Source organism: Streptomyces sp. NPDC031225, from assembly GCF_055570355.1.
Genome location: NZ_JBVIHJ010000011.1, coordinates 83,763 through 100,667 on the forward strand (window position 1 = coordinate 83,763; position 16,905 = coordinate 100,667).

19 protein-coding genes are annotated in these 16,905 nt (G+C 71.4%); 10 read left to right on the plus strand and 9 right to left on the minus strand.

Annotation, left to right across the window (positions count from 1 at the left end):
* Positions 1–2: 2 nt before the first annotated feature.
* Positions 3–953 carry an NADP-dependent oxidoreductase gene (locus ACZ48Z_RS20070; protein WP_468737190.1) on the minus strand — a complete coding sequence of 317 codons (951 nt, stop codon included), beginning with the start codon at positions 951–953 and terminating at the stop codon, positions 3–5.
* Positions 954–1,024: 71 nt separating this feature from the next.
* On the opposite strand from ACZ48Z_RS20070, the gene ACZ48Z_RS20075 reads away from it, so the two are divergent.
* Positions 1,025–1,993 carry a GlxA family transcriptional regulator gene (locus ACZ48Z_RS20075; protein WP_468737191.1) on the plus strand — a complete coding sequence of 323 codons (969 nt, stop codon included), beginning with the start codon at positions 1,025–1,027 and terminating at the stop codon, positions 1,991–1,993.
* Between the two features lie 276 nt (positions 1,994–2,269).
* Here the strand turns inward: ACZ48Z_RS20075 and ACZ48Z_RS20080 are convergent, their stop codons facing one another.
* Positions 2,270–2,833 (minus strand): TetR/AcrR family transcriptional regulator, encoded by a 564-nt coding sequence (locus tag ACZ48Z_RS20080; protein WP_468737192.1) that lies wholly within the window; start codon positions 2,831–2,833, stop codon positions 2,270–2,272.
* Positions 2,830–3,192 carry a DUF1304 domain-containing protein gene (locus ACZ48Z_RS20085; RefSeq protein ID WP_468737193.1) on the minus strand — a complete coding sequence of 121 codons (363 nt, stop codon included), beginning with the start codon at positions 3,190–3,192 and terminating at the stop codon, positions 2,830–2,832. The genes ACZ48Z_RS20080 and ACZ48Z_RS20085 overlap by 4 nt, the downstream gene beginning before the upstream one ends.
* A 93-nt stretch (positions 3,193–3,285) precedes the next feature.
* Here ACZ48Z_RS20085 and ACZ48Z_RS20090 point away from each other — a divergent pair, with 93 nt between their 5' ends.
* From ACZ48Z_RS20090 to ACZ48Z_RS20100, 3 genes are all read left to right on the plus strand, one after another.
* Positions 3,286–3,816 (plus strand): GNAT family N-acetyltransferase, encoded by a 531-nt coding sequence (locus ACZ48Z_RS20090; RefSeq protein WP_468737194.1) that lies wholly within the window; start codon positions 3,286–3,288, stop codon positions 3,814–3,816.
* Positions 3,817–3,841: 25 nt separating this feature from the next.
* On the plus strand, positions 3,842–4,309 hold the full coding sequence (locus ACZ48Z_RS20095) for a pyridoxamine 5'-phosphate oxidase family protein (RefSeq protein ID WP_468737195.1): 468 nt from the start codon (positions 3,842–3,844) through the stop codon (positions 4,307–4,309).
* A 78-nt stretch (positions 4,310–4,387) separates the two neighbouring features.
* Positions 4,388–4,780 carry a VOC family protein gene (locus ACZ48Z_RS20100; RefSeq protein WP_468737196.1) on the plus strand — a complete coding sequence of 131 codons (393 nt, stop codon included), beginning with the start codon at positions 4,388–4,390 and terminating at the stop codon, positions 4,778–4,780.
* Between the two features lies 1 nt (position 4,781).
* On the opposite strand, the gene ACZ48Z_RS20105 is transcribed toward ACZ48Z_RS20100, so the two are convergent.
* Together ACZ48Z_RS20105 and ACZ48Z_RS20110 are read right to left on the minus strand one after the other, a co-directional pair.
* A complete protein-coding gene (locus tag ACZ48Z_RS20105) occupies positions 4,782–5,084 on the minus strand; it encodes a DUF4235 domain-containing protein (RefSeq protein ID WP_328752449.1) in 303 nt (100 codons plus the stop codon).
* A gap of 60 nt (positions 5,085–5,144) precedes the next feature.
* Positions 5,145–6,164 carry a glutathione S-transferase family protein gene (locus ACZ48Z_RS20110; protein WP_468737197.1) on the minus strand — a complete coding sequence of 340 codons (1,020 nt, stop codon included), beginning with the start codon at positions 6,162–6,164 and terminating at the stop codon, positions 5,145–5,147.
* Between the two features lie 94 nt (positions 6,165–6,258).
* On the opposite strand from ACZ48Z_RS20110, the gene ACZ48Z_RS20115 reads away from it, so the two are divergent.
* On the plus strand, positions 6,259–7,254 hold the full coding sequence (locus ACZ48Z_RS20115) for a cation diffusion facilitator family transporter (protein WP_468737198.1): 996 nt from the start codon (positions 6,259–6,261) through the stop codon (positions 7,252–7,254).
* Positions 7,255–7,316: 62 nt separating this feature from the next.
* On the opposite strand, the gene ACZ48Z_RS20120 is transcribed toward ACZ48Z_RS20115, so the two are convergent.
* Together ACZ48Z_RS20120 and ACZ48Z_RS20125 are read right to left on the minus strand one after the other, a co-directional pair.
* Positions 7,317–7,766 (minus strand): nitroreductase family deazaflavin-dependent oxidoreductase, encoded by a 450-nt coding sequence (locus ACZ48Z_RS20120; protein WP_468737199.1) that lies wholly within the window; start codon positions 7,764–7,766, stop codon positions 7,317–7,319.
* A 102-nt stretch (positions 7,767–7,868) separates the two neighbouring features.
* Positions 7,869–8,495, minus strand: a complete 627-nt coding sequence (locus ACZ48Z_RS20125) for a LysE family transporter (protein WP_468737200.1) — start codon at positions 8,493–8,495, stop codon at positions 7,869–7,871.
* Positions 8,496–8,813: 318 nt separating this feature from the next.
* On the opposite strand from ACZ48Z_RS20125, the gene ACZ48Z_RS20130 reads away from it, so the two are divergent.
* The 3 genes from ACZ48Z_RS20130 to ACZ48Z_RS20140 all read left to right on the plus strand — a co-directional run bounded on the left by ACZ48Z_RS20130 (position 8,814) and on the right by ACZ48Z_RS20140 (position 11,458).
* Positions 8,814–10,013 carry a cytochrome P450 gene (locus ACZ48Z_RS20130; protein WP_468737201.1) on the plus strand — a complete coding sequence of 400 codons (1,200 nt, stop codon included), beginning with the start codon at positions 8,814–8,816 and terminating at the stop codon, positions 10,011–10,013.
* 12 nt (positions 10,014–10,025) lie between these two features.
* On the plus strand, positions 10,026–10,238 hold the full coding sequence (locus ACZ48Z_RS20135; RefSeq protein WP_468737202.1) for a ferredoxin: 213 nt from the start codon (positions 10,026–10,028) through the stop codon (positions 10,236–10,238).
* Positions 10,239–10,486: 248 nt separating this feature from the next.
* Entirely contained in the window at positions 10,487–11,458 is a 972-nt protein-coding gene (locus ACZ48Z_RS20140) for an aldo/keto reductase (RefSeq protein WP_468737203.1), read from the plus strand.
* Here ACZ48Z_RS20140 and ACZ48Z_RS20145 read toward each other — a convergent pair whose 3' ends face one another.
* The gene (locus tag ACZ48Z_RS20145; RefSeq protein ID WP_468737204.1) at positions 11,459–12,250 is read right to left on the minus strand and encodes a phytanoyl-CoA dioxygenase family protein; all 792 of its coding nucleotides are present in this window, start codon (positions 12,248–12,250) and stop codon (positions 11,459–11,461) included.
* Between the two features lie 69 nt (positions 12,251–12,319).
* On the opposite strand from ACZ48Z_RS20145, the gene ACZ48Z_RS20150 reads away from it, so the two are divergent.
* Positions 12,320–13,282, plus strand: coding sequence for a helix-turn-helix domain-containing protein (locus ACZ48Z_RS20150; protein WP_468737205.1), 963 nt, complete (start codon positions 12,320–12,322; stop codon positions 13,280–13,282).
* A gap of 377 nt (positions 13,283–13,659) precedes the next feature.
* Positions 13,660–15,570 carry an RICIN domain-containing protein gene (locus ACZ48Z_RS20155; RefSeq protein ID WP_468737206.1) on the plus strand — a complete coding sequence of 637 codons (1,911 nt, stop codon included), beginning with the start codon at positions 13,660–13,662 and terminating at the stop codon, positions 15,568–15,570.
* A gap of 48 nt (positions 15,571–15,618) precedes the next feature.
* Here ACZ48Z_RS20155 and ACZ48Z_RS20160 read toward each other — a convergent pair whose 3' ends face one another.
* Positions 15,619–16,875: an arsenic transporter gene (locus tag ACZ48Z_RS20160; RefSeq protein ID WP_468737359.1), complete on the minus strand. Its 1,257-nt coding sequence runs from the start codon at positions 16,873–16,875 to the stop codon at positions 15,619–15,621.
* Positions 16,876–16,905: the final 30 nt, after the last annotated feature.

Genomic DNA, 16,905 nt, shown 5'->3' on the forward strand with positions numbered 1-16,905 from the left:
GGTCAGTCCCTCACCAGGACCAGCTTGCCCGTCGTACGGCCGGTGTCGCCCAGCGCATGCGCTTCGGCGGCATCGGCCGGCGGGAACGTCCCCGCGATCGTGGCCCGCAGCAGGCCCTGCTCGACGAGGTCGGCGATCGCCCGCATCCCCGCGCGGTCGGCGTCCACCAGCATGCGGACGGCCCGTACGCCGAGCCGCTCGGCCTCCTCGCCGAACTCGTCCGAACCGACCGGCAGGATCGACACCACGACCCCGCCCGGCCGCAGCACCCGCAGCGAGCGCACGGACGTCTCGCCGCCGAGCGTGTCCAGCACCACGTCGACGTCCTTCACGGCGTCCACGAAGTCCGTCTCCCGGTAGTCGATCACCTCGTCGGCCCCCAGACCGCGCAGGAAGTCGTGCTTGCCCGCGCTCGCGGTACCGATCACGTACGCGCCCCGCGCCTTGGCGATCTGCACGGCCACGTGACCCACCCCGCCGGCCGCCGCGTGGATCAGCACCCGCTGACCCGGCTGGAGATCCGCGTTCTCCACCAGCGCCTGCCACGCGGTCAGGGACACCAGGGGCAGCGCGCCGGCCTGCGTGTGGTCGATCGACGACGGCTTGTGCGTGAGCGCACGGACCGGCGCGACGACGTACTCGGCGTGCGCGCCGTGGCCCCACGGGTACGGCAGCATGCCGAACACCTCGTCACCGGGCTCGAACGTGGCGACCCCGATCCCGACGGCCTCGACCACGCCGGACACGTCCCAGCCGAGGACGAACGGCGGCTCGCCGAGGAAGCCGCCGGTGGCCCGGTGCTTCCAGTCGGTCGGGTTGAGGCCGGCGGCGCGTACCCGGACCAGTACCTGGTTCGCCCGCGGTGCCGGGCGCTCCACCTCGATCTCCTTGAGGACCTCGGGCCCGCCGAGGACGTCCTGACTGATGGCTCGCATCGTGTTCACAGTGCTCATGGTCGTCCAGCCTGCCCGGGCCGGCCCGTCCGGGAAATGGCACGATTGCCAACCTTCGATAGGATCGTGCCATGCGACATGCGGATGAGACCGGGCGGACCGAACGGGTCGTGGTGCTGGCCCTGGACGGCGTGTACCCCTTCGAGCTGGGCATCCCCAGCCGGATCCTCGGCGCCGCCGACGGCCGGTACGAGGTGCTGACCTGCACGGTCGACGGCCAACCGGTGCGCAGCAACGCCGACTTCACCATCGGCGTCGAGCACGGGCCCGACGTCCTCGCCACCGCCGACACCGTGGTGATCGCCCCCATGTCGGCGGAGCGGGTGACCGCCGACCTGCCGGACGAGGTGCTGAGGGCGCTCTCGTACATCCGCCCCGGAGCCCGGATCGTCTCCATCTGCACCGGTGCCTTCGTGCTCGCCGCGGCAGGTCTCCTGGACGGCCGCCGGGCGACCACCCACTGGCAGCTCGCCGGCCTGTTCCGGCGCATGTTCCCGCACATCGACCTCGACCCCGACGTCCTCTTCGTCGACGACGACCGGATCCTCACCTCGGCCGGAGCGGCCTCCGGCGTGGACGTCTGCCTGCACCTCGTCCGCGAGGACCACGGCAGCGAACTGGCCAACACGGTGGCCCGCCGCTGCGTGGTCCCGCCCTTCCGGGACGGCGGTCAGGCCCAGTACATGGAGCAGCCGGTCCCCGAGCAGGGCGCCGCCAGTACCGCCGGAACCCGCGCGTGGGCCCTGGAACGCCTCGACGAGCCGTTGACCCTGGCCGACCTCGCCGCCCACGCCCGGATGAGCCTGCGCACCTTCGCCCGCCGCTTCCACGACGAGGTCGGCCTCAGCCCCGGCCGCTGGCTGATCCAGCAGCGCGTGGCCCGGGCCCGGCACCTGCTGGAGTCCAGCGACCTGTCGGTCGACCGGATCGCCGGCCGCGTCGGCTTCGCCACCGGCGCGTCCCTGCGACAGCACCTGCACGCGGCCATCGGGGTGTCGCCGCAGGCGTATCGGCGGACGTTCCAGACCGCCGCCCGCTGACGTTCCGGGTGGCGCCGAACGTTCCGGGTCCTCTCCGCGTCGAAGGATCATGAAGACGGGCGGCGGACGGGGAGCGGGGATGCGCGGAGCGCTGTGGGCGGTGCTGGTGGCGACGGTGGCCATGACGGTCGTGGGATGCGAGTCCGGGGAGGGCGTCGTCGTCGAGGGCACCGCCCCGGCCACGCCCTACGACGGCCCCCTGAACGTCCCCACGAAGGAACTGGACGAGTACACCCCGCAGGCCGTGCGGGTCGCCTCCGGGGCAGTGAGGGTGACTCAGCGGCTGGCGTGCAGTGCGACCAGCAACTGCCAGACCTGGTCGGCGATGTCGGCGGCGGTGGCGTCGAGCAGGCCGTGCAGCCAGTCGCCCAGGACGCCCGCGAAGGTCGCCGCGACCGCGGAGGCGACCAGCGGGGCGTCGGCCGCGCCCGCGAGTTCGCGTTCCCGCAGGCTGTAGGCCCTCAGATCCCGGTGCAGGACCCGGCCGAGAGGGCCGCCGCCCCCCGGTGACAGAAGGGCCCGGTACAGCGCGGCGCGCGGGGTGAGGGAGGCGAAGAACTCGGCGAGCGCGGGCGGCGCGTGCACCGGATCGGGCCGCCCCCGCCAGGCGTGCAGCGCCTCCACGGCGTCCCGTACGACGTCCGCGCAGGCGTCGACCGCGAGCGCCTCCAGGCCGTCGTAGTGGACGTAGAACGTGGCCCGCCCGATCCCGGCCCGGCGCACCAGCGCGGCCACCCCGACCTCCTCCAGCGGCCGCTCGGCACACTCCGCGAGCAGTGCCTCCCGCAGCCGTGCCCGGGTGCGGGCCGCCCGCGGGTCCTCGGGTGCGGGGCGGGTCACCGTGCGACGAGGACGGCGGCCAGGGCGAGCGCGCCGGGCAACGCCTGCGCGACGAGGATCCGGACGTTGGCGGTGACCGCGCCGTAGACCCCGGCGACGATCACACACGCGAGGAAGAAGACCTGCGCCCCGAACCCGGTCGGATCCGCGGCCACGAGCCCCCACACCAGCCCCGCCGCGAGGAACCCGTTGTAGAGCCCCTGGTTCGCGGCCATGGCGGCGGTCGCCCGGGCCATCTCCGGATCGAACCCGTGAAAGGACATGCCCGGCTTCTTCTGCCACAGGAACATCTCCATCACCAGGATGTACAGGTGCAGCGCCGCCACCAGGCCGACCAGCACGTTCGCCAGGATCTCCATCGAGCTCTCCCTCTTTCTTGGACAGGTGTCCACTATAACAGGACAGGTGTCCAGGAAGATGCGCTGTCAGTCCCGGCCGATAGCGTGCGCGCCATGACCGATCACGATCTGACCGTGCGCCGCGCCCGCCCCGAGGACATCCCCGGACTGGTCGCCTCAAGCACCGGCCTCTTCGCCGAGGACGCGGGCACCAGGGACGCGAACGTCGACGTCGACTGGCCGCGCGAGCACGGGGCGGCGTCGTTCACGGCGGCCCTGTCGGACCCGGCGCGGTTGGTACTGGCGGCGGTTCACCGGGGCGAGGTGGTCGGACACCTGACGGGATCGGTGGCCGAGCCCTCGGCCATGCGGCCCGTCAAGTCGGCCACGCTGGTCAGCATGTACGTCCGGCCCGCACACCGCCGGGCACGCACCGGCGGGCGCATGGTGGAAGAGTTCCTGGCCTGGGCCACCGCACAGGGGGCCGCCCAGGTGGAGGTCACCGCCTACTCCGACAACACGGACGCGATCCGCTTCTACGAGCGGCAGGGGTTCGCGGCCCGGTTCCTGACGTTGCGGCACCCGGGCGGGGGAGCGCCGGCGGTGGAACCCGGCGCGAACGGCCAGACTGACAACGCCAGTTGATGATCCAACAGGAGGAAGCCCACCCATGGCCGCACAGCCCGCACGCCCCGCCGGGCAGCGCAAGCAGGATGCCCTGCACCGACTCGAACACGACGCGGACGTCTGGGTCGCCACGGCCCCGGACGACGGATCGGGGGTGCCCTATCTCGTTCCGCTCTCGTTCCTCTGGGACGGTTCCACCGTCCTCCTCGCCACCCCGGCCCACAGCCCCACCGGCCGCAACCTGAAAGCGACCGGCAGAGTGCGGCTCGGTCTCGGCCCCACCCGGGACGTCGTGATGATCGAGGGCACCGTCGACACCCTCACCCAGGCCGAACTGACCGCGGAAGAGGGGGACCGGTTCGCCACACGGACCGGCTTCGACCCCCGCCGACTCACCACGCCCTACCTGTACTTCCGCGTCCGGCCGCAGCGCGTGCAGGCCTGGCGCGAGGAGAACGAACTCACGGGCCGGGAGCTGATGAGGGACGGGGAGTGGCTGCCCGCCGACTGAATCGGCCGTGCCGGGATATCCGCAAGGTACAAGGCCGCGGGGCGCCAACACCCCGCGGCCGGACCCTTCGGAGGAGACATGGCACTGGTGAAAACGGGGGTAGTCGTGCTCGACTGTGCCGAGCCCGAGAAACTCGCCGTGTTCTACAAGGAACTGCTGGACGCCGAGGAGACGGACGCCACCGCCAACCGTGTCGAGATCAGGGGCGCCGACGGGTTCCGCCTGGGATTCCGGCGCGACGTGAAGGCGACACCGCCGAGCTGGCCACGCCCCGAGAACTCCCTCCAGGCCCACATCGACTTCGTGGTGGACGACCTGGACGCGGCCGAGCGCAAGGTGGTGGAACTCGGCGGCCGCCCGCTGGAGGCGAAGGACGTCTCAGGGCCGTACGAGGAACGCGGTTACGCCGATCCGGCGGGCCACTCCTTCACCCTGCGTCTGGTCACCCCGACCGCGCCCAAGCAGGGCTGAGTCAGTCCCGGCCGCCCTTCTCGGAGGCCGGCCAGACGCCGGTGGACCGCTCGATGGCCTTCGCGCCGGTGCGGTCCACCGCACTGCGCACCACGGCGAAGATGGCGCCCTGGACCGCGGCCGCCAGGAGGATCTCCCCCCAGCCGCGGTCCTGGTCCAGGGCGTCGGGCGCGTCCTCCTCGTTGCGAATCGCCATCCAGGTCTTACGGAAGGCGAGCCCCGCCAGCCAGCCGCTCGACCAGCCGAGGGCGAACCCGAGGGGCTGGTAGGCGAGGGGGAGCTTCATCTTCTTCTTCTTTGCCATGTGAGTCTCCTTACCAGAGTGATACGAGTGATCCGAGTAAGTGGTAGATGAAGGGGACGATCAGGGGCGTCCCCTGTCCGGGACCCGCTCGTCCGGGGGAGGCGGTCCCGGCGGGGTCCCGTCGCCGAACGGACGGCCACCCAGCTCCTCACGGTGATGCGGCGTCAGCCAGCCCGCCAGGTCGGGACCGAGCGGGACGATTCCGGTCGGGTTGATGCCGGTGTGTACCTGGTAGTAGTGCCGTTTGATGTGGTCGAAGTCGACGGTGTCACCGAAACCCGGCGTCTGATAAAGATCGCGGGCGTACGCCCACAGCACCTCGTTCTCCGTCAGCTTCCAGCGGTTGCACTTGAAGTGACCGTGGTAGACGGCGTCGAAACGAACCAGTGTGGTGAACAGCCGGATGTCCGCCTCGGTGATCGTGTCCCCGACCAGGTACCGCTGCCCGGCCAGACGCGCGGTCAGCAGGTCGAGCCGGCGGAACACACCCGCGCACGCCTTCTCGTACTCCTCCTGACCGTTGGCGAAACCCGCCCGGTACACACCGTTGTTGACGTCCTCGTAGACATCCGCCATCACCGTGTCGATCTCGTCGCGCAGCGCCCGCGGATACAGGTCCGGCGCCCCCTCCCGGTGCAGGGCCGTCCACTCGGTGGCCAGGTCCAGGGTGAGCTGCTGGTAGTCGTTGGTGACGAGCTTCCCGCTGGGCACGTCCACGAGGGCGGGCACGCTCACCCCGCCCGGATAGTCGTTCTCCCGCCGGTCGTAGGCCTCGCTGAGGTAGCGGATGCCGAGGACCGGGTCGCGGCCGTCCGGGTCCAGGGTGAAACGCCAGCTGCGGTCGTCCTGGACCGGGTCCGTGATCCCCATCGACAGGGCGTCCTCCAGGCCGAGCAGTCGTCGCGAGATCACCGCCCGGCTCGCCCACGGACACGCACGGCTGACCACCAGGCGGTAGCGGCCGGGCTCCGCCGGCCAGCCGTCCCGTCCGTCGGCGGTGACCCGGTCCGCGAAGTGGCTCTTGGACCGCTTGAACGCCTTCTGGCCGTACGCGCTGTTGCCGTCGTCGGCACTGCCCATGTTTTCCTCCCGTCGTGCGTCTGTCCTGGGACGCGTTCCCCGTTTTCGGCTGTCGGCACGGTGTGAGTGCCGGGGAGCCGGGCAGTCGGCGAAGGTGAGCGGGACATCTACGAACGACAAGAGCGGGACATCCACGAGCAGCGAAGCGGACCGGAAGACGCGCGTCACCGTCCTGGTGGCGCTCGCGGCGAACCTGGTGATCGCTGTCGCCAAGGCACTCGGCGGCCTCTTCGCGGGCTCGCCCGCGCTGCTGTCGGAGGCGGCACACTCCGTCGCCGACAGCCTCAACGAGGTCTTCCTGCTGGCCGCGCTGCGCCGCAGCCGCCGCCCGGCAGACCGGCGCCATCCGTTCGGCTACGGAAAGGAGCGGTTCTTCTGGTCCCTGATCGCGGCCGTCGGGATCTTCGTGATGGGCGGCTGCTTCTCCGTCTTCCAGGGCATCGAGGCGCTCCGCAACGGCGCCGAGGAGGAACTCAGCGGATATGTGGCCGGCCTGATCGTGCTCGGAGTGGCCTTCCTCGCCGAGGGGATCTCGCTGATGCGGGCCCTGCACCAGGTGCACAAGCAGGGCGGCGTCGCCCAGGGCATGCAGGACCCGGCCCTGCGCACAGTCGTCGCCGAGGACGGCACGGCGGTGCTCGGTGTGAGCCTCGCCATGGCCGGCATGGCCCTGCACATGGTCACCGGGCAGGTCGTCTGGGAGGCGTCCGCCTCCCTGGCCATCGGCGTGCTGCTCGTCTACGTGGCCTACCGGCTGGGCCGCGAGGCCAAGGGCCAGCTGATCGGCGAGGCCGCCGACCCGGAATCCAGTGCCAGGATCAGGGAGCTGCTGAACGCGCAGCCCGAGATCGACAGCGTCGAAGCGCTGTTCACCATGAAGATGGGGCTGGACTCGATCCTGGTGGCCGCCCGTGTCGATCTGATACCCGGCCTGGACAGCGAGCGGGTCGAGGAGGTCGCCGTGCGCATCAAGCGGTCCGTCTCCCGGACGGTGTCCGAGGCCGACCAGATCTTCCTCGACGTCACCGACCGGCCGGCCCAGGAGGCACGGGAAAGCCCCGCCGCGACGGGGGAACGCGGCGGGGCCTGAGGCTCGTGTGCCCGGCCGAAACCGGGCCATGCGTCCTCGTACCAAGAATCTTCCGGCAGCGGTCAGTGCCCGTCGACGGGCTCCAGGACGAAGACGGGAATCACCCGGTCCGTCTTCTCCTGGTACTCGGCGTACGGCGGGTACGCCGAGACACCCCGCTCCCACCACTCGTCCCTCTCCGCGCCGGTCACCTCACGGGCGGTGAAATCCCGCTTCACCGGGCCGTCCTGAAGCTCGACACGCGGATCGGCCTTGATGTTGTGGTACCAGACCGGGTGCTTGGGTGCCCCGCCCTGTGAGGCGACCACCGCGTAACTCCCGTCGTGCTCGACACGCATCAGGGGCGTCTTGCGGATACTGCCGCTCTTCGCGCCCCGGGTCGTCAACAGGATGACCGGCAGCCCCGTGTCCATGAGCGTGTTCCCCTTGGTGCCGCCGGAGCTCTCGTACAACTCCACCTGGTCGCGCACCCATTGGGCCGGGCTGGGCTCGTACTCACCCTCAAGAGGCATGCTTTTCGTCTCCTCGTCGTCTGCTGCGGGGGGTCTCGCACCGGGGTCAACACCGTCCGGCGCGAGTTTCATACCCACCGGGTTCCCCGGGACCCGGTCATGTCACGGCAGAACCATCCGCACGGCGAGCGCGGTGATCACGGCACTCGACACGAGCGCCGTCACCAGCCGCCCCCGGTGACCCGTGAGCGCCCGTCCCAGCAGGGCACCGCTCCCGGCGAGCAGGAGCTGCCAGCTCGCCGACGCAGCGAACGCCGCGAGGACGAACACCCCCTGTTCCAGGGGCCGTACGGCCTCCTCGGCACGGGTGCCGAGGACCAGGGCCGCGAAGTAGATCACCGTGGTGGGGTTGAGGAGCGTGATGCCGAGCAGGCCCAGATACGCCCGGGCGGGACTCGGGGGAGGCGGAGCGGACCGGGTGGCGAGCCGATGGCCGCGGTACTGCCGTACGGCGGTGACCGCGCCGCGGGCCGCGAGTGCCACCAGGACCAGGGCGGCCGCCCAGCGCAGCGGCCCGAGGACCGGCCGCAGCAGTGCGGCGACGGCGGAACCGCCGATCGTGGCCACCAGGGCGTACAGACCGTCCGCGGTCGCCACTCCGAGCGCGGCGCAGACACCGGTGCGCAGGGAGGTCCGGGCGGTGAGGGAGACAAGGTAGGTCGCGACCGCGCCGACGGGAACGGCGATGCCGTACCCCGCGAGCAGTCCCGCGACGAGCGCGGCGGTCATGAGCGCGGAAGCGTCGGCCTTCGCGGTCGGCCGGGCTGCTGCTGGACCCGCACCGGAAGAGCGGCGGTGGCGGTCGGCGGCAGGAAGGCTTCGGTCGTCATGGCCAGATGATGGCGGCGACCGACAGCCCGCGGCAACCGGAATTCCAGGTAGGGCCGCCCCGTCACGAAGACCGCCGTCCGTTTCGCCGTCCGGAGGCGACGCTCTCCGGCCACATCGCCCCCGCCACCGATCTGGCCGAACTTGCCGTCGCCGTATAGGTGCCCTGAGCATCTAATGAAGATCTGTACGACGCACCCATCGTCTGTGAGGTCTTCCATGACGGAAACGGAACCCGTCGCCTTCCCCCAGGACCGCACCTGCCCCTACCACCCGCCCACGGCCTACGACCCCCTGAGGGCCGCCCGCCCGTTGTCCCGGATCACGCTCTTCGACGGCCGTCAGGCCTGGCTGGTAAGCGGCCACGACACCGCCCGCGCCCTGCTCGCCGACGCCCGGCTGTCCACCGACCGCACCCGCGACGGGTTCCCTGCGCCCACGGCACGCTTCGCGGCGATCAGGAACCGGAAGACCGCACTGCTGGGCGTCGACGACCCGGAACACCGCGTCCAGCGCCGCATGATGGTCCCCAGTTTCACGCTCCGCCGGGCCGCCGGACTGCGCCCGCACATCCAGCGGATCGTCGACGAACGCATCGACGCGATGATCGCCCAGGGCCCGCCCGCCGAGTTGGTGAACGCCTTCGCGCTGCCCGTCCCCTCGACCGTGATCTGCGCCCTGCTCGGCGTGCCCTACACCGACCACGACTTCTTCGAAGGACAGTCCAGGCGGCTGCTGCGCGGCCCCGAGGCCGCGGACGTCATGGACGCCCGGGACCGACTGGAGTCGTACTTCGACACGTTGATCGACCACAAGCAGAAGCAGTCCGAGCCGGGCGACGGTGTGCTCGACGAACTCGTCCACCGGCAGCTGCGGGACGGCGAACTGACCCGCGAGGAAGTGATCGCGCTGGCGGTCGTCCTGCTGGTCGCCGGCCACGAGACGACCGCCAACATGATCTCGCTCGGCACCTACACGCTCCTCCGGCACCCCGACAGGCTGGCCGAGTTGCGGGCCGACCCCGCCCTGATCCCGGACGCGGTCGAGGAGCTCATGCGGATGCTGTCGATCGCCGACGGACTCCTGCGGACGGCCGTGGAGGACATCGAGGTGGCCGGGACGACGATCCGGGCGGGCGAGGGAGTCGTCTTCTCGACCTCCGTCGTCAACCGGGACGAGGACGTCTACGCCGATCCGGACACCCTCGACTGGCACCGGCCCGCCCGGCACCACATCGCGTTCGGCTTCGGAATCCACCAGTGCCTCGGCCAGAACCTCGCCCGCGCCGAACTGGAGATCGCCCTGCGCACCCTCTTCGACCGGCTGCCCACCCTCCGCCTCGCCGCACCCGCCGGCGAGATCCCCTTCAAACCCGGCGACACGATCCAGGGGATGCTGGAACTCCCCGTGACCTGGTAAGAGGCTCCGCCCATGCAGACCGACCTCCACATCGCCATCGACAAGGACGCCTGCATCGGGGCGGGCCAGTGCGCCCTGGCCGCCCCGGGCGTCTTCACCCAGGACGACGACGGATTCAGCACCCTGCTGCCCGGCCGGGAGAACGGCACCGGCGACCCGATGGCCCGGGAGGCGGCCCGCGCCTGCCCGGTCGCGGCGATCACGGTGTCCGAGAGGGCCGGCTGACCGGTAGGCAGGGCGGCCCGAAGGGTCAGCAGCTGCGGGAACGGGTGCGACGGTGTCCGAGAGGGTCGGCCCGCGTCGGAGCCGTGCGGGACCTCCGACGCGGCAAGCGCCCTCGCGGTGGGCGTCGGTCGCGGGTGCGGGCCCGGAACCCGGTGTCACCGGCGGCCGGAGACGCCGTACAGGGGCATGGGGCGCACGCGAAGTCGTACGCTCCCTCTCGGACCCCTCTGGAGGCAGGAGCAGCAACGATGCAGTACGTGAAGCTCGGTTCGACGGGCCTGGACGTCTCTCGGATCTGTCTGGGCTGTATGTCCTACGGCCTGCCGGACCGCGGCGTGCACGAGTGGACCCTCGACGAGGAGGCGTCGCGGCCGCTGATCCGGCAGGCCCTGGAAGCCGGCGTCACCTTCTTCGACACCGCGAACGTCTACTCCGACGGCACGAGTGAGGAGATCGTCGGCAAGGCCCTCGCGGACTTCGCGAACCGCGACGAGATCGTGCTCGCGACCAAGGTGCACGGGCGGATGCGGTCGGGGCAGAACGCCGCCGGACTGTCCCGCAAGGCGATCATGACGGAGATCGACCACAGCCTGAGGCGCCTCGGCACCGACTACGTCGACCTGTACCAGATCCACCGCTTCGACCCCCATACCCCGGTCGAGGAGACGATGGAGGCGCTGCACGACCTGGTGAAGGCGGGCAAGGTCCGCTACATAGGGGCGAGTTCGATGTACGCCTGGCAGTTCTCCAAGATGCAGTACACGGCCGAGCGGCACGGCTGGACCAAGTTCGTGTCCATGCAGAACCACTACAACCTCCTCTACCGCGAGGAGGAGCGCGAGATGCTGCCGCTCTGCGCCGACCAGGGTGTCAGCGCCCTGCCGTGGAGCCCGCTGGCCCGCGGGCGGCTGACCCGGGACTGGGGCACGGTGACCGACCGCAGCTCCACCGACGACTTCGGCAGCCGTCTCTACCAGGAGGGCGACCGCTCCATCGTCGAGGCCGTCACCCGCATCGCCGGCGACCGGGGCGTCCCGCGCGCGCAGGTGGCCCTGGCCTGGATCCTGTCGCGGCCCACGGTGGCGGCCCCGATCGTGGGTGCGGGCCGGCCGCACCACATCGAGGACGCCGTGGCAGCCGTGGAGCTGGAGCTCAGCGAAAAGGAGATCGAGGAGCTGGAGGGGCCGTACACGGCCCGCCCGATCGTCGGTCACAGCTGACTAGTGCGGTCCGTGCGGTGCGAACTCCGTGCCGCACGGGCCCGACCCCTCGCTCTGCGCCAGCGGCACCCGCGCACCGCTCATCGACAACGTCCGGTAGAAGTGCCCGATCCGCTCGGCGGACGCCCCCACGTAGTGCCCGATGAACGACCGGCGGAACCTGTCGGCCGTACGGTTCGGCTGCGATCCGTGCACCAGGCTGCCGTTGAAGAACAGGACGTCCCCCGGCTCCATGTCGACGGGAACCGCGGCGAGCCCGGGAGGCGGCGCCACGTACTCCCGCGCGAAGGACAGCTCGGAGTCCGCCGTCTCCGGGCAGAACAGGTCCATCCGGTGCGTACCCGGCACGACCTCAAGGCCCCCGTTGTCCCGGTCGATCACATCGCAGGCCACCCAGGCCGCGACACACGTCCCCGGCTCGACCCGCAGATAGAAGTTGTCCTGGTGCAACGCCTGCCCCCGGGCTCCCGGCGGCTTGAAGTAGAACATGCTCTGCGCGGCCAGCACCTCCTCCCCGAGCAGCGTCTCCAGCACCTGCCGCAGCCGGGCGTCCAGCAGGACCCGCAGCGCGAGGTCGTTGATCTCGTGCGGCTGCATCACCCGCGGAAACCTCCGCAGCGGATCCGCGGACTCGCTCGGCTCGAAATGCCCCGGCACCGGCCCGCCCGCGTGCAGCGCCGCGAACTCGCCGCACAGCCGGTCGATCTCGTCGCGGGCGAAGAGCCCCCGGACGACCGTGAAGCCGTTCTCCTCGAACTGCCGCACCCCTGCCTCGATGCCCGTCACTGTCATGTGTCCGCCCTTCGCCGGGATGTGGTCCACTCGTCACGCTAGGCCGCCCGCCGTCCGAGGAGGATGCCCGTGACCGCCGACGGATTGCCCGGGACTGCCGCCGGCACCCCAGATCCACCACCCGGCCTCGTGGTCGTCGGCCGCTACGACGAACTCCCGGGCTACGCCGTCCAGCGGCCGCACGGCGCCGAGAGCTGGCTGTTCACCTGGACGGTGAGCGGCCGCGGCACCCTGCGCCAGGGCCGGGCCGAGACCGTCGCGGGCGCAGGGGACCTGGTGGTGCTCGCCCCCGGCGTCCCGCACCGCTACGGCGTCGGACAGGGCGCCGACCACTGGGAGTTCTGGTGGGCGCACTGCTCGGCCAGACCGTCCTGGAGCGCCTGGCTGCGACCCCATGCCGGCGGCGACGGCATGTACGTCGTCCCTCACGACCCCTCCGGCGGTGACCCGGACGGCGTCCACCCGGACACCCGGGCCAAGGACCCGTACGCGAGGATCGAGGCGGCCTTCCGGCGGATGCTCGCCGACGCCCGCTGGACCGGCACCGGCATCCCGCCCATGACCGCCCCGCCCGCGGCCGCCCATGCCGACGACCGCGTCGCCGTCGCCCACGGCGCCACCGCGCGTGAACTCGCCCTGTGCGCGCTGGAGGAGGTCGTCCTGCTCACCGCCGGTGCCACACACCGGACGCGGACCACTGCAGGCACGGATCCGCGGGTGCACCGGGCCCAGGAGCTGATCGCGGCCGACCCCGGCGCCCCGCACACCGTCCGCTCGCTCGCCGCCGAAGTGTCGCTGTCGCCCTCCCGGTTCGCCCACCTCTTCACCCAGCAACTGGGCCGCTCGCCGATGCGGGTGCTGCGCGAGGCGCGTCTGCACCATGCGGCCCGGCTGCTGGAGAGCACCGACCTTTCGGTGGAGCGCGTCGCCGCGGCTTCCGGCTTCGCCAGCCCCTTCCACTTCAACAGGGTCTTCCGCGCCCGCTACGGGAGGCCGCCCGGGGTCTACCGAACCCGCCCGTTCAATGGTTGACGCGTGACGTCACGGGGCCACCCGGATGCACTGTGTAGTGGACGTTCAATGGTTGACTGGATCTCTTCGCGGAGTTAACTGAATCCTGTTTCCAATTACGGAATCGAGAGCGCGGCAATCGTCGAGGTGCTCAGCTTGACGAATCGTCAAATCCATGCCCGGTGAGCGCAATGCGGAAAACCGTGGGATCTCTTGTTAGGCGTCCCTGACCTGTGCAAAGGTGTGCCTTGTCGGCGCACGGACAATGCGTATTTCCCCCTGTGTGCTCTCGACCCCCTCCGGACGCCCCACACGCTTCAAAAGAGCTGGCACAGGCGGACGAACCCATTGGTATGGACTTAAAGCAATGCAGCATGCCCTCGGGAGGAAATGCCGTCGTGAATGACGCAGGTCTGTCGAATTCTCCGTCTCCGGCTCGCCCGTACGACGTCACGGACGAGCAGCTGAGCGCCGAGCTCAAGAAGTGGAGCGGAACGACACCCGCCCTGCAACCCGTCGGCGAACTCCTCGACCGTCACTGGGAAGCCGCCTTCGCGTACGCCCGGCTGTGCACCGACGGCCCCCGCCCCGCCGGCATGCTGACCACCGCCGCCTTCACCCGTCTTTTCGGGGAGTCCCTGCGGCAGACCGGACCCACGGCCGCGTGGCGTCCCCATCTGCTCGTCACCGTCCGCCGGATCGCCGCCGAGTGGGACGCCGACGGCCGACGGGAGATGCTCCACCCCGCGCTGAGAACCGAGGCGGGCGGCGAACGCGCCACCGCCCGCCTCCTGCCGCCCATGGAGCGGCGTCTGCTGTCCGGAGCCTTCCAGCGGGTGCAGCAGTCCGCCCGCTGCCTGCTGTGGCACACCGAGGTCGAGGGGGAACCGCTCGGTGTCCCCGCCGCGCTCCTGGGCCTGGACGAGGAGGACGCCGGAGTGGAACTCCGGCGGGCCCGCGAACGGCTTCGCGAGGAGTGCCTCCAGGTCCACCGCGAACTCGCCCCCGAGCAGGAGTGCCGGCACTACCTGCGGCTGCTCGACGTGACTTACCGGCGCGGCGGCGTCGACCTCGACCCCGATCTGCGCGAGCACCTGGAGCGGTGCAGGCACTGCATGCACACCGCGGACCAGCTGCACCAGTTCAACGGCCGGCTCGGCCTGGCCCTCGCCGAGGCCGTACTCGGCTGGGGCGCCGTCGCCTATGTGGAAGCCCGGATGAGCGTCGACGACGCGGGAGCGCCGGACGAGGCCGAAGAGCACGCCATGGCAAGGCCGTTCGTGGGGGAGGCCTTCGGTATTCCGCTGCGGCCCGCCACCCCGCCCCAGGCGACCGCCGCCTTCGGTCCCGCAGTCCCGGGGCCCCGCTCCCGTGCCCGCTCCGCCTCCCGCCGCTCGGCCCACAAGGCCGCCCGGCGCACCTCCCGGCGCAACCTCACCGCGGCCGTCCTTACGGTGAGCGGGCTCATCGTCCTGCCCCTGGTCCTGTGGTCCTCGATCGGCCCGTCGGACGGCGACAAGTCGGGCGACGCGGGGCCCACCGAGGTACCGGGCACCGACACGGCCTCCGCGACCAGCGACCCGTCCTGGGCCGGGGCGAGCGAGGCACGCAAGGGAGACCTGAGCGGCCGACTGCACAATGTCGACTCCGGACTGTGCGTCGGTGTCGGCGGCAAGAAGCTCACCCAGGGCGCCGAGGCCGAACTCGCGGAGTGCTCCGCGTCCGCGGACCAGCAGTGGACGTACGAGACCGACGGACAGCTGCGCAGCGCCTCCGACCCCGACCTGTGCCTCGACTCCCACCTCGGCTTCTCGGTACGGCTCGCGCCCTGCACGGGCGCCACCGGGCCCGACGCCAAGAACGTCCGCTACGACTTCACCCTCCAGGGCACCCTCGTGCCGCGCTGGAACCAGGACCTCGCCCTGACGCCCGCCGCCACCGACGGGTCCGGCGCGCTGGTCCTGAAGAACCGTGACGAGGGCTCGGCCCAGCGCTGGGTGTTCGACACCTCGAAGACCGACGTCCAGATGCAGGCGGTCAACTGGGACGCGGAAAGCAGCACCACACCCACCCCGAAGTCCGCTCCCGCACCTTCGAGCACGCCCACGCCGGCCCCGAAGACGTCCGCGACGCCGACCACCCCGCAGGCCACGCCGACCCCGACGAGCAGCTCCGCCCCGAACGCCCCCTGCTACCCCAACCCGTACTACTGCAACGGGGGCGGCAACCCGTACGGCGGCAATCCGTACGGCGGCTACCCGTACGGTGGCGGGTACGGCTACGGGGGCCCCTACGGCGGCAATCGCTGACCCGGCCTCACACCCTGACCTCGCCGACGTGCTCGCACGCCCCGGCCCTCACGCTCCGACGAGCTGGAGCGAACCCCACAGCGCCACCACGGCGGCGGCCAGCGCGGCCGGCACGGTCAGCAGACCGAGCCGGCTGAACTCCCCGAGCCCGACCTCGTGGTCGTGCCGGTGCAGGATGCGCCGCCACAGCAGCGTGGCCAGGGACCCGGCGTAGGTCAGGTTGGGTCCGATGTTCACCCCGAGCAGCACGGCGAGGACCGCGCCGGGGCCGGCCGTGGCGGTGAGCGGCAGCAGCACCAGGACCGCGGGCAGATTGTTGATCAGGTTCGCCAGGACGGCGGCCAGTGCGGCGATCCCGAGCAGCGCTAGCAGCCCCGTCCCGTCGGGCAGCGCATGGCGCAGTGCGTCGGCCAGCCCGTTGTCGACGACCGCGCGCACCACGACGCCGAGGGCGAGCACGAACGCCAGGAAGGCCGGGGCGGCCGCACGCACCACCGAGACCGGGGTGGCCTTCTTCCGGACCAGGGCACGGCCCGCCAGCACCAGGGCCCCCACGCACGCGACCCAGGCGGGATCGACGCCGAAGGCCGAGGCCACCACGAAACCGGCCAGCGTGCAGCCGACGGTGATCAGGGCGAACAGCGGCAGCGCGGGTTCGTCCGCCGACTCGGGGGAGTGGTCGACGACGGTCAGGTCGGCCGCGAAGAAGCGCCGGAAGACCACGTACTCGACGCCGATCGCGGCCAGCCAGGGCAGCACCATGAGCAGCGCGAACCGGGTGAAGCTCAGCCCGCTCGCCTCCAGCGCCAGCAGGTTGGTGAGGTTCGACACCGGCAGCAGCAGCGAGGCCGTGTTCGACAGATGCGCGCACGCGTAGACGTGCGGTTTGGCGCGGGCTCCCATCCGGAAGGAGGTGGCCAGCACCACAGGCGTCAGCAGCACCACGGTGGCGTCCAGGCTGAGCACCGCCGTGATCGCCGAGGCCAGCACGAACACACCGGTCAGCAGCCGGGTCGGGGATCCCGCCGCCCGCCGGGCCAGCCACGCCCCGCAGGCCTGGAACAGCCCCTCGACGTCACAGAAGTGGGCGAGCACCAGTACGGCGGCCAGGAACCCCACCACCGGTCCCAGCTGCTGGACCTCCGCCCACGCGTGCTGCGGGGAGATCGCCCCGGTCGCGACCGTCAGTCCCGCCGCAGGGACGGCGAGCACCGCCTCCGGCCAGCCGAAAGGGCGCATGACCGCCCACGCGAGTACGGCGACGAGCAGAGCGACGGACAGGGTTTCGGCGAGCGGGGTGTTCAGGGCAGATCCTTCGGGGCGCGAACCGACAGT